This window comes from Flavobacterium sp. ACN6, from assembly GCF_002304005.1.
In the GTDB taxonomy this organism is placed as follows: Bacteria; Bacteroidota; Bacteroidia; order Flavobacteriales; family Flavobacteriaceae; genus Flavobacterium.
On sequence record NZ_MRCQ01000012.1, the window covers coordinates 42116 to 55070 of the forward strand.

Here is a 12955-nt window from a genome sequence, read left to right on the forward strand (position 1 = left end):
TTTATTACTAAGAATGTTTCGATGTTATCAAAGTGTAATCCATTAAAAAGATAAATGCAAACTCTTAAGAGATGATTAAAAAAGAAAAAGTATTGGTTCGTGATAATAAAGGTATTTTTCTAAAAATGTTTAAACGAAAGTTCAAAGCTGACTTTGATTTTTCTGAAGATTCCTTTTTACTTAAAAATGAGAATAAATCAACTAGTTTTGATCATTCTGTATTTGTAGTATATGAGTATTCAGAGTTAATAGATTTTTTTCAATTAGAAGGTATCAATACAAATTTTATGGTTTGTTTATTTAGTAAACATCTCTATAACAGCTTAACAAGAATAGAAGAAATAAAGGATTTAATTTTGATAGATGCTTCAAAAAGCAAAAACGAAATTTTTGAAGATTTAAAGGTGTGTTTCGAAAAATCATCTAATTTAATCCCGAAACTGCCCCAGAAGAAATTCGTAAAATCAAGAATGCAAAAAAAACAGCTGGAAGTTCTTCAAAGAGCTTTATATTTTATGATGTAATGAAACCGATATAAGAAAACGAATGCATAACTCAGCTGGATAGAGTCCCCGGTTTTTAATCGGGACGGTCGGAGGTTCGAATCCTTCTGCGTTCGCAAAAAGCCGCCCTATTGAGCGGCTTTTTTATTTTAGGTTCGTCAAAAAAGTATATCTTATTTAAAAAGTTTTCCGATAATGTTTCCAATATCTGCAAAATCATCTAGATTACTTACCGCTCTTTTTTCCATAACAGTTTTATCAATTTTTGTAAAAGGGTAAATCAGAATATAATTGTGATCTTTCATGTTCTTATTTAAAAGTTCAGGTATGTTCTGCATTTGCGAAAAATAAGAATGCATGTTTCTGTCTGCCATTAAAAGTATCAAACCTTCATCTGTTTCTAAATTATGAGCCGCTTCCTGCGCTTCATTCCATGAAGTTACACTATTAAAAACAGCTTCAATATTTGCTTTTTTAATGATGCTTTTTAAAACTTCAATTGTTTTATTGTTGGCATAAAAGCTCATTTTTGCTCCAGAGTTTTTTCCGATATTCCATACTCTTAATAAAGAATGAAAAAAACCAGGTTCCCGTTCTGCATTAAACGGAATAAGAACGGTATATTTTTTTATGGTAGCGATAGGCTGAACAGCATGATATATAATCACATTTATTTCCTTGTTGCGCAAGTATCCATTATAAAGATTATAAATAAAGGAGGATGAAAAACCTTTGTCTTCTTCTAAACCAATAATTAGATCTGTAATATTCTGTTCCTTAACGACATTATTTATCCCAGACACGACATCATTATCATGTCGGGTAATTGGATTCACTTTGACATCTGCTCCAGCCGCCATATTTACAGCCGATCCAAGTAGTTTTTCTGCATTTTTTGACGAAGATTCGCTTTTCTCTTCATTAATAATATTCAATGCAAAAACGCCGTCCTTATTCGTTTTTGTTTTTATCAGAAGACCAAGATTAACTATTTTTTCAACAGTATCTTCATGGTTTAATGCCATAAGAATATTCTCTTTCTCGTGACTTGTCCCCGCAACAGTTTCTTCTTTATCAGAATCTGCTATTCTTTGTGCACTCGCCATAGAAACGAATGATGAAATAGTACACGAAACCAATATCAGTAAAATACTTCCGTTAAGGACATGTTCATTTAAAAGACGAATAGGTTCTCCTGCATCCGTTTCAGATAAAATAATATTATAACCCACCATTACCGAAGCCAGTGTTGCAGCTGCAGAAGCTGCGCTCATTCCGAAAATAAGTGTTCCCTCATCATTAGTAAGACGAAATGTTTTTTTAGTCAAAATAGCTGCTGCATATTTCCCTCCAATAGAAGCTATAAGCATAATAGAAGCCACGCCCAAAGTTTCCCAGCTCTGAATAAAAGCATTAAAATCTATAAGCATCCCGACACTGATAAGAAAGAAGGGAATAAAAATAGCATTTCCAACAAATTCTACACGGTTCATCAATGACGAAGTATGCGGAATAAGTCTGTTTAAGGCAAGACCGGCAAAAAAGGCTCCAATAATAGCTTCAATTCCCGCCAATTCTGCCAGTAAAGCGGCAAGATAGATCATGACAATAACAAAAATGTATTGCGAAATTTTATCTTCGACATTCTTAAAAAACCAGCGTGCAATAATAGGAAACACCAATAGAACCATCAAGGCAAATACCAGCATAGAAAGCGATAATTTGATCCAAAATGAAGTTCCTACTTCTCCCTGTGACATTCCTACAACAACCGCCAGAACAACAAGTGAGAGCACATCTGTAATCATCGTTCCGCCTACAGTAATATTTACGGCCAGTTTTTTGGCAATTCCTAATTTACTTATCATAGGATATACGATAAGTGTATGCGAAGAAAATAAACTGGCAAACAACACCGAAGTTAAAATCGAAAAATGTAAAATATAATAACCGCCGATAAGTCCAAGTACAAACGGCACTATAAAAGTGTAGATTGAAAAAGTAATACTCTTCCATTTGTTCTTTTTAAAATCGCCCATGTCAATCTCAAGACCGGCCAGAAACATAATGTAAAGTAATCCTGTAGTACCAGTTACTACAACACTGCTGTCTCGCGCAAGCACATTAAATCCGTTTGGACCAATTACAGCTCCAGCTATAATAAGCCCTAAAAGATGAGGTACTTTTATCTTATTTAATAATAGCGGAATGCATAAGATTATAATAAGTTCGATAAGAAATTTTAACAGCGGATCTTCTAAAGGCAGGCTGAGGTGTTGTATACTTAATAACATATTTTATTTTTTTTGAGGAAGAGTAAGTTCTACAGAAAATCTGGCCGAACAATTATCCTGTCCCGTTATAGTCTGAGTTCCTTTAATGACATTAGCTTTTATATCATCAAGAACCACATTCATCTTTACATTATTTTTAGAAATACTGTCACCTTTAAATTCGAGCATAATTTTATCTTCAATATATTTTGCTGTAAAAACGCGGGTCAGTTTTTTATTGTTTAAGACATTCGTGTAAATCCCTGTAGAATCAGATAAAAATTGCCAAGATTCATTGCGTTGATCACCTATTACGTATTGGCTGCAATTGGATTCACGGCACAGCATTTTACTGTTCCAAATACCTTTAATAGCATCAGGCCATTCTTTTACTACCAATGATGGATTATTGGTAACAGTATCTTTCAAAGCATAAATGCTATCGCGAAAAGAAACCAGTAATTGATAATCTGACTCTTTTCCGGCTATTTTTTCTTCTCTTAAATTTAAAGCCTTTTCTCTCTTTTGGAGTTCAAGTTCTTTTTTGTTTTCACATGAAATAAGTAAGCATGCAAGAAATAATATTAGAGGTATTTTTTTCATAAATACAGTTTTGTGGATTTACATTTTTTGGATAAGTAAAAAGAATTACACCGCTGAAAGTGTAAAAAAGATATTCCAAGGTACTAAATTAATTGCTAAAAGCCCAGTTTTTGGTCTATTAAGTCTGTTTTAAGTTTGATTTTTTAGCTGTAAAGAATTATTATACAACACAGTTAAAAAAATATTTTTTTGAGCTAATAATCGATTTTCAAGGTGATTGAAAATAGCGTACATTAGTACTGAAGCTTCCGATTAAGCTTTAACTTAAATTATAAAAATGCATTTTAAATACCTACTTACTTGTTTTGTTTTATTTTCAATTACAGCGAATGCACAAATTGTAGAAGAGAAAAAGAATTTCCGCGCAGCAGATTCGCTTTTAAAGGAACATAGCTTCTCTGTTCACAGAGATAATTATTTTTTAACCGGTGTACCGTTGAGTGATCCCATTACCCGAAATTCTGCCGATGTAAAATACCAAGTAAGTTTTAAACTTCGTCTGAATTCAAAACCTTTATGGGGCGGATTTTTCCCTTATCTAATGTATACTCAAAAAGCCTTTTGGGATATTTACGCCAGTTCAAAACCATTTTCAGAAATTAATTTTAATCCCGGTGTCGCGATCGTCCGTCCGTTTTATTTGAAAGGCGGAAGATTGACGTATGGAACAATTTCATTTGAACACGAATCAAACGGAAGAGATTCTATTTATTCAAGAACCTGGAATATGCTTGCATTCTCCTTAAAATCGCAAGTTTCGCCAAGATGGAGAGTAGGAATTAGAGGATGGATTCCACTGGTGGATAAAGAAGATAATCCAGGACTTACCAAATATGTCGGATATGGCGAAGCAAGTGCAACTTATCAGATCCAGCCGGGAAGATGGAGCGCAGACGTTCTTTTCAGGAAAGGAAGCGGCCTTATCAATTATGGATCTTTGCAGACACAAGTAAACTGGAAACCGTATAAAGAGGAGAATTATTACATCACTCTGCAATGGTTTGTGGGTTATACAGAAAGTTTAATCGATTATCAGGAGCATAAAAGTATGATTCGTCTGGGATTTACAATCAAACCAGACGGCATGGGAATTTTTTAAAAAGCAGCAGAAAAAAGGTTTTTTAACCGCTGCCCCATTTGATTTTAGTTTAATTATTTGATGCAGCGCTTATTGTTTTTAACTGGTCAAAACATCTGGAATGAATTTCGGCTCCTTCTATATATTGTTCGAGAGTCATTCCGTATAAGTTGGGAAGGTTTTTAAAAGTTTCTAGATTCGAAGATTTAATGTCAAATTGATCTTGTCCAAAATTGGTTTGGTATTTCTCTGCCATATTTTTATTTTGGTCTTTCATAGTCGTTAAATTTTAATGTAAGGATTTTAATTCCTATATTTTAAGAAGTCAAAAGTTTAATCCTTTCAACCATTTCTTTATTTTCAGTCGACACTTCTACTAACGCTAATAAAATATCATTTCTTACTATTGTTTTGTTCCTTACATTTCTAATTAAAGCTTTACTTGGCGGCGTTTGCCCCTTTTTTATCATACAGTCAATCGTTAGATCGACATACGTAGCCGGTAAATACTTGTCTATAAATTCATAAGCTTTTATGTTGTGAGAATTATCTTCTTTAAAAGTGCTATTTTTGATTAATTTTGACATATATTTGCTATTTATAACTTGTAATTTCTATAAAAAAGTAAATGTAGGAATAATATTATATTTTTCATTCTTTTTAATGTTAAAAAATATATTTTTACTACATTTTGTTTTGACTTTAAATAATGATGTATCACGAAAAATTAAGCAAATTCTTTAAGGATAAAGGATTAAAGCAAAAAGAGGTAGGGCAGATTTTAGGATTTAGTCCAGCAATGATTGGGAGATATTTACACGGTACAGCTAATATTGGTTCCGAATTTATTATTAGTTTGAGTAAAAATTTTCCTGACGTAGATTTAAATGACCTTTTTGCTCAAGAAAATGAGCAGAATATGGTTAATGAGGCGGGAGCCGTTTATGAAAAACATGATATTCTAAACGATTTAGAAGATATAGAAGATCGTATTCATGATATCAGGCTGCGCTTGGCAGAGAAAAAGTTTGAGGAGTAGTTTAAAAACTTTCCACAGAATATCTAACAACCACAAAAATTAATAAAACTTAAGCCGTTCCACAAGAACGGCTTTTTATTTTAATGAAATTGATTCTAAAGAATTGTACTGTAGTAGATTAAGTTTTTTTTAGTAAATTTGATAGACAATTTCTAGCAGTGACCACATGGAAAAATTAAAACGACCGGTTTATGTCAAACCTGGAACTGATGATTTTTTTAAAAAGATGCGTTTAGAAGTGAATGAAACCGTCTTAAAGAACTCATCTTTATACGTATTGAATGTTGTAAAGTCTCTAGGACTTTTAGTAGTTTTCTTTTTATTTTACGGCTGTATTTTAGCTTTTGGTAACCAGACTTATTTACTCTTTCTCTTTTACATTTTGTCTGGAATTACTATGATTGTTTTATTTATAAATGCCTTTCATGATGCGGCACATGGAGCTTTGTTTAAAAAGCCAAAGCATAACGAATGGTTTCTATATGTTTTAGAACTCTTTGGCAGTAATCACTGGCTTTGGATGCGCCGCCATATCGGTCTGCATCACGCTTATCCAAATGTTCCCGATTGGGATGTCGATATTAAACAAAGTGATATTATTCGAATATTTCCCACCAGTCCCTTATTGAAGTACCATAAATACCAACACATTTATATGTGGTTCATTTATCCCTTTTACAGCCTTAATTGGATTTACATCAGAGATTTTAAAGACTTTTTTGGTACTAAAGATAATTATGTCAAGAAAATAGTTAAAAAAATCCCAAAGCAGGAAATCTATCGATTATTTGCAGCCAAGATCGTCAATCTATTTTATTTACTTTTCCTGCCAATGGTACTTTTAAATCAGCCGTGGTATATGGTTCTTTTTGCGTGGCTTTCTATGCACATGTTTGGAAGCATAATTGGAGTTGTGGCGCTGGTTTCGACTCATGTTGATGAAGATGCAAATTTTCCGAATACTGATGAAAAAGGCAATCTTTCTGATACTTGGGCTATGCATCAAATGGTTGTCACAAAAGATTTTAGTACAGAAAGTAAATTGGCCAACTTTCTATACGGTGGCTTTACGCATCACGTAGCGCATCATCTTTTCCCTGGCGTCGGACATACCTATTATCCTTACATCACCCCAATTATAAGACGTTACGCAGAAGAATATAATCTTCCCTATACTTCATATCCTTTTTATCACGCCGTACGTTCGCATTTCAGAATGCTGAAGAATAAAGGTGTAAAAGAAAATATTTTAAGGATGGGAGAGATTTAGGCTAAAATTAGAAATTAGAAATTAAAAATTAAAAATTAAAAATTAAAAATTAAAAATAGCCATTAACCACGAACCATAAACCATCAGCCATCAACCACCAGCGTTTTGCCTTTTAACATCCAGATCTTTTAGAAACACATCTTTAATTTCGATTTCAAAATCATCTTCTTTAAAAACAGTTAGTTTAGATTTTTCAAACTTGTAGACATTAATCTTATTGTTTTTTACATCAATAAAAAGATCATACGAATACGTACTGCAGTCATGTTGTTTACAGCCCCAGGCATGAAGTATATTTTCCTGTTTTTCAAAAGGAGTTTCTGTATTCCAGTATTCAATCATCTGATCGTAATCTGGGCCTAATAATTTTTTTAATCTTGGCGCAAGACTGCTTTTTGTTAAAAACTGAGTGCCAATAACACTTTTGTCAACCAAATCATTTAGAGTATCTGTCGGATTAATTATGGCTGAATCTGATTTTAAGGCGTGTGTAATTATAGAGGTTGAATCTGTTGTAGGAACACTTTTAACTATCTCTTTTTTGCAGGAAATCAAAACGAAAATACTCAATATTACTAGAGAAATAGATTTGGTACGGCAATTCATAGTAATTGATTTTAGAATTAATAATTGAATTTATGATGTCGTAATTGTCTAATTTACATAAAGATATTAAAATAATGTTTGTTTTGAAAAGAATTAGAGGCGTTTGTATAACTCTATCATTTTAAGAGAAGAAGCATTATTAAGTTTTTTTTGTTTAACTTCATTTTTTAAAAAATTAGCTAACAATGAATTGTTTTTCAAAAATTTTATTCGGTTTTCTTTTTTGTACAGCATTAGTACAAGCGCAAAATGAAGCATATATAACCCCTGCAGAAACACAGATTGCAGACACTGCATTTGTAAAACTAAGAGATTACAGCAATGATTTTATATATGATATGAAATATGCAACGGAAGACAATTTTTTGAAAGCTAAAGTATACGATTGTGCCGAATGTATGCTTCGTTTAAAAACCGTTAAAGCACTGATTGCAGCCAATAATGATTTTCTAAAAAAAGGGTACAGAATCAAATTATATGATTGTTACCGTCCTTTAGACATTCAGAAAAAAATGTGGGAGATTGTGTCGAATCCAGAATATGTGGCAGATCCAAAAAAAGGCTCCATCCATAACAGAGGAGGAGCCGTAGATATTTCTTTAGTTGATGTAACAGGAAAAGAAGTTGATATGGGGACTTCTTTCGATTTTTTCGGAATTCAGGCCAGTCATAATTTCAAACAGCTTTCAAAAGAAATTCTTTCCAAAAGAGCCTATTTGAAAAAAGTGATGATTAAAAACGGCTTTAATTCATTTGATTCAGAATGGTGGCATTATAATTTAAAAACAGGTCTAAAAGATAAAGTTGCCAATCAAAAATGGAAATGCGATTAACTATTCAACACATCGAATATTTTCGATAAAATAAGTATTAGGATGTGTCACTTTACCATTTAATTCAGAAGTTAGATCTGCTTTTACGATATAATCTTCGGTATTAGTCAGGTATTTAATTCGCATGATCGAAATCGGTGATTTTTTTAGTTCTTCAAAATTATCTTTCATAAACATAAAGATCCCTGTATTTACACGGTTATCAAAACCTTTGTCATCGCGAATTAATGTACCGCAGTTTTCCTGATTAATGTGCATTAAGGTTACAATCTTTCCGTTTTCTAATTGTAAAAATATTTTTGAATTTTTGTCAAAACAGTTAGCCTTAATAAAGTCTTTACTTTTTTGTATCGACTGCAGGTTCAGTGTTGGCAAACCATCTGTTTGTGCCAGAGAGAAGAAAATATAATTAAAGCTGCCTCCAAAATATTTTTCACTCATTAAATATTCATTGGTAACTTTATAACTTCCAATTGAGTCATTTACATTTACGCTGTATTCACATGGTTTTTGGGCAAATGCGGTAATAGTTAATAAAAAAAGAGTTAGAGTAAATACTTGTTTCATTGTTTAGATTATTTTGCTGCAAATTAAAACTATTTTGTTATCTTTTACATCTGTTGTAAAAAAACAATACAAATTCCCTCCATTTTTTATTTTCCATTTTTTACGAATGTTTTCAACTGTTTCAGGAAAATTACGAGTCGTTATATTAGCCTGCTGATTAGCAAGTTCGGGTTTCATTTCATTTTTATTGTATGAAATAACTTTTTGGATCTCAAATCTGCGCCCTGGAAAATCAATTAAATTTTCTGAAGTATATAAATGTGAATGCTTGTGTAATTTATCAATTTCAAAGGAAATACTCACTTCGTCAAATCCGCCCGATTTCATTATGGCGGCATTCGGTTCGTAAAGATATTTTCTGGGTAAATCAAATATAGGAAATGACATTTCTTCGCCTAAAACAAATTCAAAAGTTTCTGTTTTTTCTTTTAGAAGATTGGCTGTTTTTATGGTGATATCTCCCGAATAATTTTTATGAATTTCAAAAAGCAGCTCTTTAACTTCATTTTCAAGAGCGATTATATGAATGTTTTTTACATTTTTTAATTCAGCTAATCCAGCCGAAATATCTAATATCGGAGCAGTTTTAATTAAAATAGAATCTGCTTTTTCAAAATAAAAATCAAGAAGTTCAGGAACATTTGGCAGACAGTCTTTCAGCATAAAAACTTTGCCTTTTGCATCGTTTCTTCTTGACGGATCAATATAAATCCAATCGTATTTTTGATTGGATTCTTCTAATAAATGAGTAGAATCTCCAACATGAAAAGTACAATTTTCAACTTTTAATTGATTAAAATTATGCTTTACAACGGCAGCTAAATCTTGATTGATTTCGCAATGTGTTATGGATTTAAATTTCTTCGAAAAATAATAATCATCCACGCCAAATCCGCCGGTAAGATCAATTAAAGTTTCACCTGAAATCAAATCAGCTTTATAGGCAGCCGTTTTTTCAGATGAAGTCTGCTCAACTGAAATCTTGCTTGGATAAATAATATTAGAAGCCGAAAACCAAGTTGGCAGTTTCTCTTTTGCTTTTGTTCTCGCCTCAATTTGGTTTAAAATTAAAATCCATTCCACATCGGGAAATGGATTTTTTTGCAACGCTAATTTCGTTATGTCTGCACCAGTATTTTGAATTATAAATTCATGAATATCTGGACGCAAAATAGAAGTGTTCAAAGCTAAATTCTTTGGGTTAAAACGGATATAATTTTATTGTCAGGAAAGAATTCTTTTAAAATAACTTTTACCATTGTAAAAAGAGGAACGGCAATAATCATTCCGACAATTCCAAAAGTAATTCCACTAATTAAAATAATTAGAAATATTTCCAGCGGGTGCGAATTTACACTTTTTGATGAAATTATTGGCTGGCTGATATTGTTATCAATCGCCTGAACGACTAAAAATCCGATTACCACGTAAATAGTTGTCGGCAGAATTTCAGATCTGAAATCTTGTCCGATTAAGCTGATCATTGTTAAAAGTGCTGCTAAAATAGTTCCTATAATTGGTCCTAAATACGGAATGATATTTAAAATAGCACACAAGAATGCTATTACAAATGCATTTTTGTTTCCAAATATTACCAGTACAATTAGGTATAGTATAAAGACAACAGTTAATTGCAGCAATAAACCAATAAAATAGCGAGTTAAAAAATGATTTATTTTAATAACCGAATTGATGATTTTATCCTCATTAGAGTCTGGAAGTATTTCTCTTACTGTAGTTTTAAAATTATCCTGATCTTTTATAAAGAAAAAAGTAATAAAGAAAACAGAAACTAATCCCATTCCCATATCAGCCATAAAATTTATGATTGAATTTAGAAAGCCTGTAAAATAGGTGAAATCTAACATTGAAGTGATCTTAGAATCTTTTAGAACTTTATTTAAATCAACATGTTGAATATTAAAATAAGCTTCAATACTCTGTTCTGTTTCCATGAATTGGGATTGCAGCTGATTGGTGTCTAACAATGATAAGTTATTGGCTTGGGAAATAATTAACGGCACAAACAAAAAGATAAAACCAACGAGAAGCAGAACAAAAAGAATAATCGTTGTGGCAGCAGCCATCGAATTACCAAATTTAAGTTTTTGTTTAAAAAATAAGATCATCGGATTTGCGAGCAGGCATAGTAGTAATGAAATACATAAGTATACAATTACGGTTTGAATTGAATATAAGAAGTATAATACGATGCCAATTATTAAGATTGTTGCTAAAGCTCTTAAAATTCCGTTCGAAATAGTTTTTGACGTTATCATGTTTTAATTTTAGACTATAAATATAGCGAAAAGCTTTTTAAAATATAGGTTTAAACAAAAAAAGCGAGATGAAATCCATCTCGCTTTGTCGGTTATTTTTAGTATCATTTATTGTGCAAATGAAGCTCTTGCGCCTCCAGATGTAAAAATTGCAGAAATTCTGTTTTTTTGTCCTGTTGAGAACATGTACATTGCTGCATCATCAACATAATCCATATAGTTCATAGTCATCTCTACAGGTGTACCAGAACAAGTACTGTAATGTGGATATGCAGGAACTCCATAGTTTTCTTCATTATGAGTAGGAGTGTCGGCAACAAGATCGCTTCCGCAATTTGCATCTCCCCAGATATGACGTAAGTTCATCCAGTGTCCTACTTCGTGAGTAGCTGTTCTTCCTAAATTAAATGGAGCATTTGCAGAACCAGATAATCCAAAGTAACGAGGGTCAATAACCACGCCGTCTGTAGCAGAAGAACCTCCAGGGAATTGCGCATAGCCTAAAATACCGCCTCCAATGTTACAAGTCCAAATGTTTAATTTAGTTGTTGGAGAAGTAGGAGCGATACCGCCTTGAGCTGTTTTTTTCATGGCATCATTTGTCCCCCATGAAGTTTTGGTAGTAGATTTTCTAATAACCTGATCCAAAACAAATGTAATTCCTATATTCGCCTTAACTCCTGAAAATAATGCTGGTACATTATTGTAATCTGAATTTAAAGCATTAAAATCTTTATTCAATACATCGATTTGTGATTGAATTTGTGCTGCCGAGATATTTTGTGCAGTCGTTCTGTAGAGAACATTAACTACAACTGGAATCTCAATTTTTCCATTTACCAAACGGCCTGTAAAATTAGTAAGAGCGTGTTTTGAAGTAAAAGCTTCAATTTCGTTCATCCTGATTGCCATCATCGGATCTGCTTTTAATTGAGCTTCTAAAACTTCTTGTGTAGCGCATCCGCGACGAGAAGCGGCAAGTGCATCTGAATTAGTGGCATCAGATTGTTCATTTTGACATGCAAACAATAGTAATGTTGCAAATGCGGTAATAATAACTTTTTTCATAATAATTTGGGTTTTTGTTATAAAAATGTTGATTAGTTAAACATTGGCGCAATTTTATAACAAAATTGAATTACAGAAAAATTTTATAAAGAATATTTTGTGAGAATTTTTACAGTGCCTTACAAACACTGGTTCTTACAAAAAGTAAGTTTAAAATATTAACAAGATTTTACTTTATTTTTATTTTTTTAAATGTATTTAGTCGTAAATATTTGTACGTTAAACGATTATTTCGAGAAATCAAATTATTTAAAATCAGGAAAATGGTTAGAAATAATCTTAAGAAGTAAATTTTTTATCTGCAAGTAAGTTCGTAAAGCGCAATGCTCGCCGCCTGCACAACATTCATACTGCTATTTTTGCCAAACATATTAATATGCACAATTTGGTGTGAAAGTTTTAAGAGTTCATCAGAGATTCCATTGATTTCACTTCCAAGCAGTAGTGCAATTTTTTTGTTTTCTGGAATAATGACTTCTTTTAGCGGTTTACTGTTTGAAGCTATTTCTAAAGCAATAATTTCAAAATCATTGTCCGTTAGAAAAGATTGAAGTTCTGTATAATCTTCAATTACAGAATGCTGCACATGAAGATGTGTGCTGCGCGAAGTTTTATTGATTTTACGAGGTGTCAGCGGAATATCTTTTCCGAAAAAGATAATATTTTCAACCCCAAAAGCCTCAGAAATTCTGAATAATGAACCAATATTCTGTTGAAAGTAAATGTGATCACAAACTAAAGTTATGGGAAAAGTTTTTCTTTCAAATTGATTTTCTTCGTGAGTAAGCTGCATTTTTTTAGGTGAAAAGTGAATAGTAATTAGTAACTAGTAATTA

The 12955-nt window shown here is 32.1% G+C and carries 15 protein-coding genes and 1 tRNA gene; 6 read left to right on the forward strand and 10 right to left on the reverse strand.

Features of this window, described 5'->3' with window-relative positions:
* Positions 1 to 71: 71 nt before the first annotated feature.
* A complete protein-coding gene (locus BSF42_RS17150; protein ID WP_095954324.1) occupies positions 72 to 524 on the forward strand; it encodes a hypothetical protein in 453 nt (150 codons plus the stop codon).
* A gap of 20 nt (positions 525 to 544) precedes the next feature.
* A tRNA-Lys gene (locus BSF42_RS17155) sits at positions 545 to 619 on the forward strand.
* A 57-nt stretch (positions 620 to 676) separates the two neighbouring features.
* Here BSF42_RS17155 and BSF42_RS17160 read toward each other — a convergent pair.
* Both BSF42_RS17160 and BSF42_RS17165 read right to left on the reverse strand, forming a co-directional pair.
* Positions 677 to 2797 carry a cation:proton antiporter gene (locus tag BSF42_RS17160; protein ID WP_095954325.1) on the reverse strand — a complete coding sequence of 707 codons (2121 nt, stop codon included), beginning with the start codon at positions 2795 to 2797 and terminating at the stop codon, positions 677 to 679.
* A 3-nt stretch (positions 2798 to 2800) separates the two neighbouring features.
* A complete protein-coding gene (locus tag BSF42_RS17165) occupies positions 2801 to 3379 on the reverse strand; it encodes a hypothetical protein (protein WP_095954326.1) in 579 nt (192 codons plus the stop codon).
* Between the two features lie 277 nt (positions 3380 to 3656).
* Between BSF42_RS17165 and BSF42_RS17170 the strand changes: the two genes are divergently transcribed.
* Complete coding sequence (locus BSF42_RS17170; RefSeq protein WP_095954327.1) at positions 3657 to 4478, forward strand: phospholipase A; 822 nt, start codon at positions 3657 to 3659, stop codon at positions 4476 to 4478.
* A gap of 49 nt (positions 4479 to 4527) precedes the next feature.
* Here BSF42_RS17170 and BSF42_RS17175 read toward each other — a convergent pair whose 3' ends face one another.
* A complete protein-coding gene (locus BSF42_RS17175; protein ID WP_095954328.1) occupies positions 4528 to 4734 on the reverse strand; it encodes a hypothetical protein in 207 nt (68 codons plus the stop codon).
* Positions 4735 to 4774: 40 nt separating this feature from the next.
* A complete protein-coding gene (locus BSF42_RS17180; protein ID WP_095954329.1) occupies positions 4775 to 5044 on the reverse strand; it encodes a hypothetical protein in 270 nt (89 codons plus the stop codon).
* A 122-nt stretch (positions 5045 to 5166) separates the two neighbouring features.
* Here BSF42_RS17180 and BSF42_RS17185 point away from each other — a divergent pair, with 122 nt between their 5' ends.
* Both BSF42_RS17185 and BSF42_RS17190 read left to right on the forward strand, forming a co-directional pair.
* Complete coding sequence (locus tag BSF42_RS17185; RefSeq protein WP_095954330.1) at positions 5167 to 5496, forward strand: helix-turn-helix domain-containing protein; 330 nt, start codon at positions 5167 to 5169, stop codon at positions 5494 to 5496.
* A 166-nt stretch (positions 5497 to 5662) separates the two neighbouring features.
* Entirely contained in the window at positions 5663 to 6766 is a 1104-nt protein-coding gene (locus tag BSF42_RS17190; RefSeq protein WP_095954331.1) for an acyl-CoA desaturase, read from the forward strand.
* Positions 6767 to 6856: 90 nt separating this feature from the next.
* Here the strand turns inward: BSF42_RS17190 and BSF42_RS17195 are convergent, their stop codons facing one another.
* Entirely contained in the window at positions 6857 to 7372 is a 516-nt protein-coding gene (locus BSF42_RS17195; protein ID WP_141248474.1) for a hypothetical protein, read from the reverse strand.
* Between the two features lie 185 nt (positions 7373 to 7557).
* Here BSF42_RS17195 and BSF42_RS17200 point away from each other — a divergent pair, with 185 nt between their 5' ends.
* A complete protein-coding gene (locus BSF42_RS17200; protein WP_095954333.1) occupies positions 7558 to 8205 on the forward strand; it encodes a M15 family metallopeptidase in 648 nt (215 codons plus the stop codon).
* Here BSF42_RS17200 and BSF42_RS17205 read toward each other — a convergent pair whose 3' ends face one another.
* The 5 genes from BSF42_RS17205 to BSF42_RS17225 all read right to left on the reverse strand — a co-directional run bounded on the left by BSF42_RS17205 (position 8206) and on the right by BSF42_RS17225 (position 12912).
* The gene (locus BSF42_RS17205) at positions 8206 to 8772 is read right to left on the reverse strand and encodes a hypothetical protein (RefSeq protein WP_095954334.1); all 567 of its coding nucleotides are present in this window, start codon (positions 8770 to 8772) and stop codon (positions 8206 to 8208) included. It lies immediately after the preceding gene.
* A 3-nt stretch (positions 8773 to 8775) separates the two neighbouring features.
* The gene (locus tag BSF42_RS17210; RefSeq protein ID WP_095954335.1) at positions 8776 to 9957 is read right to left on the reverse strand and encodes a class I SAM-dependent methyltransferase; all 1182 of its coding nucleotides are present in this window, start codon (positions 9955 to 9957) and stop codon (positions 8776 to 8778) included.
* 2 nt (positions 9958 to 9959) lie between these two features.
* Positions 9960 to 11051 carry an AI-2E family transporter gene (locus tag BSF42_RS17215; protein ID WP_095954336.1) on the reverse strand — a complete coding sequence of 364 codons (1092 nt, stop codon included), beginning with the start codon at positions 11049 to 11051 and terminating at the stop codon, positions 9960 to 9962.
* A 108-nt stretch (positions 11052 to 11159) separates the two neighbouring features.
* Complete coding sequence (locus BSF42_RS17220) at positions 11160 to 12119, reverse strand: zinc metalloprotease (RefSeq protein WP_095954337.1); 960 nt, start codon at positions 12117 to 12119, stop codon at positions 11160 to 11162.
* Positions 12120 to 12414: 295 nt separating this feature from the next.
* Entirely contained in the window at positions 12415 to 12912 is a 498-nt protein-coding gene (locus BSF42_RS17225; RefSeq protein WP_095954338.1) for a TrmH family RNA methyltransferase, read from the reverse strand.
* Positions 12913 to 12955 lie beyond the last annotated feature (43 nt).

Coding starts and splice junctions, on each gene's coding strand:
- BSF42_RS17150 (WP_095954324.1), top strand. CDS start 72: ATGATTAAAAAAGAAAAAGTATTGGTTCGTGATAATAAAGGTATTTTT.
- BSF42_RS17160 (WP_095954325.1), bottom strand. CDS start 2,797: ATGTTATTAAGTATACAACACCTCAGCCTGCCTTTAGAAGATCCGCTG.
- BSF42_RS17165 (WP_095954326.1), bottom strand. CDS start 3,379: ATGAAAAAAATACCTCTAATATTATTTCTTGCATGCTTACTTATTTCA.
- BSF42_RS17170 (WP_095954327.1), top strand. CDS start 3,657: ATGCATTTTAAATACCTACTTACTTGTTTTGTTTTATTTTCAATTACA.
- BSF42_RS17175 (WP_095954328.1), bottom strand. CDS start 4,734: ATGAAAGACCAAAATAAAAATATGGCAGAGAAATACCAAACCAATTTT.
- BSF42_RS17180 (WP_095954329.1), bottom strand. CDS start 5,044: ATGTCAAAATTAATCAAAAATAGCACTTTTAAAGAAGATAATTCTCAC.
- BSF42_RS17185 (WP_095954330.1), top strand. CDS start 5,167: ATGATGTATCACGAAAAATTAAGCAAATTCTTTAAGGATAAAGGATTA.
- BSF42_RS17190 (WP_095954331.1), top strand. CDS start 5,663: ATGGAAAAATTAAAACGACCGGTTTATGTCAAACCTGGAACTGATGAT.
- BSF42_RS17195 (WP_141248474.1), bottom strand. CDS start 7,372: ATGAATTGCCGTACCAAATCTATTTCTCTAGTAATATTGAGTATTTTC.
- BSF42_RS17200 (WP_095954333.1), top strand. CDS start 7,558: ATGAATTGTTTTTCAAAAATTTTATTCGGTTTTCTTTTTTGTACAGCA.
- BSF42_RS17205 (WP_095954334.1), bottom strand. CDS start 8,772: ATGAAACAAGTATTTACTCTAACTCTTTTTTTATTAACTATTACCGCA.
- BSF42_RS17215 (WP_095954336.1), bottom strand. CDS start 11,051: ATGATAACGTCAAAAACTATTTCGAACGGAATTTTAAGAGCTTTAGCA.
- BSF42_RS17220 (WP_095954337.1), bottom strand. CDS start 12,119: ATGAAAAAAGTTATTATTACCGCATTTGCAACATTACTATTGTTTGCA.
- BSF42_RS17225 (WP_095954338.1), bottom strand. CDS start 12,912: ATGCAGCTTACTCACGAAGAAAATCAATTTGAAAGAAAAACTTTTCCC.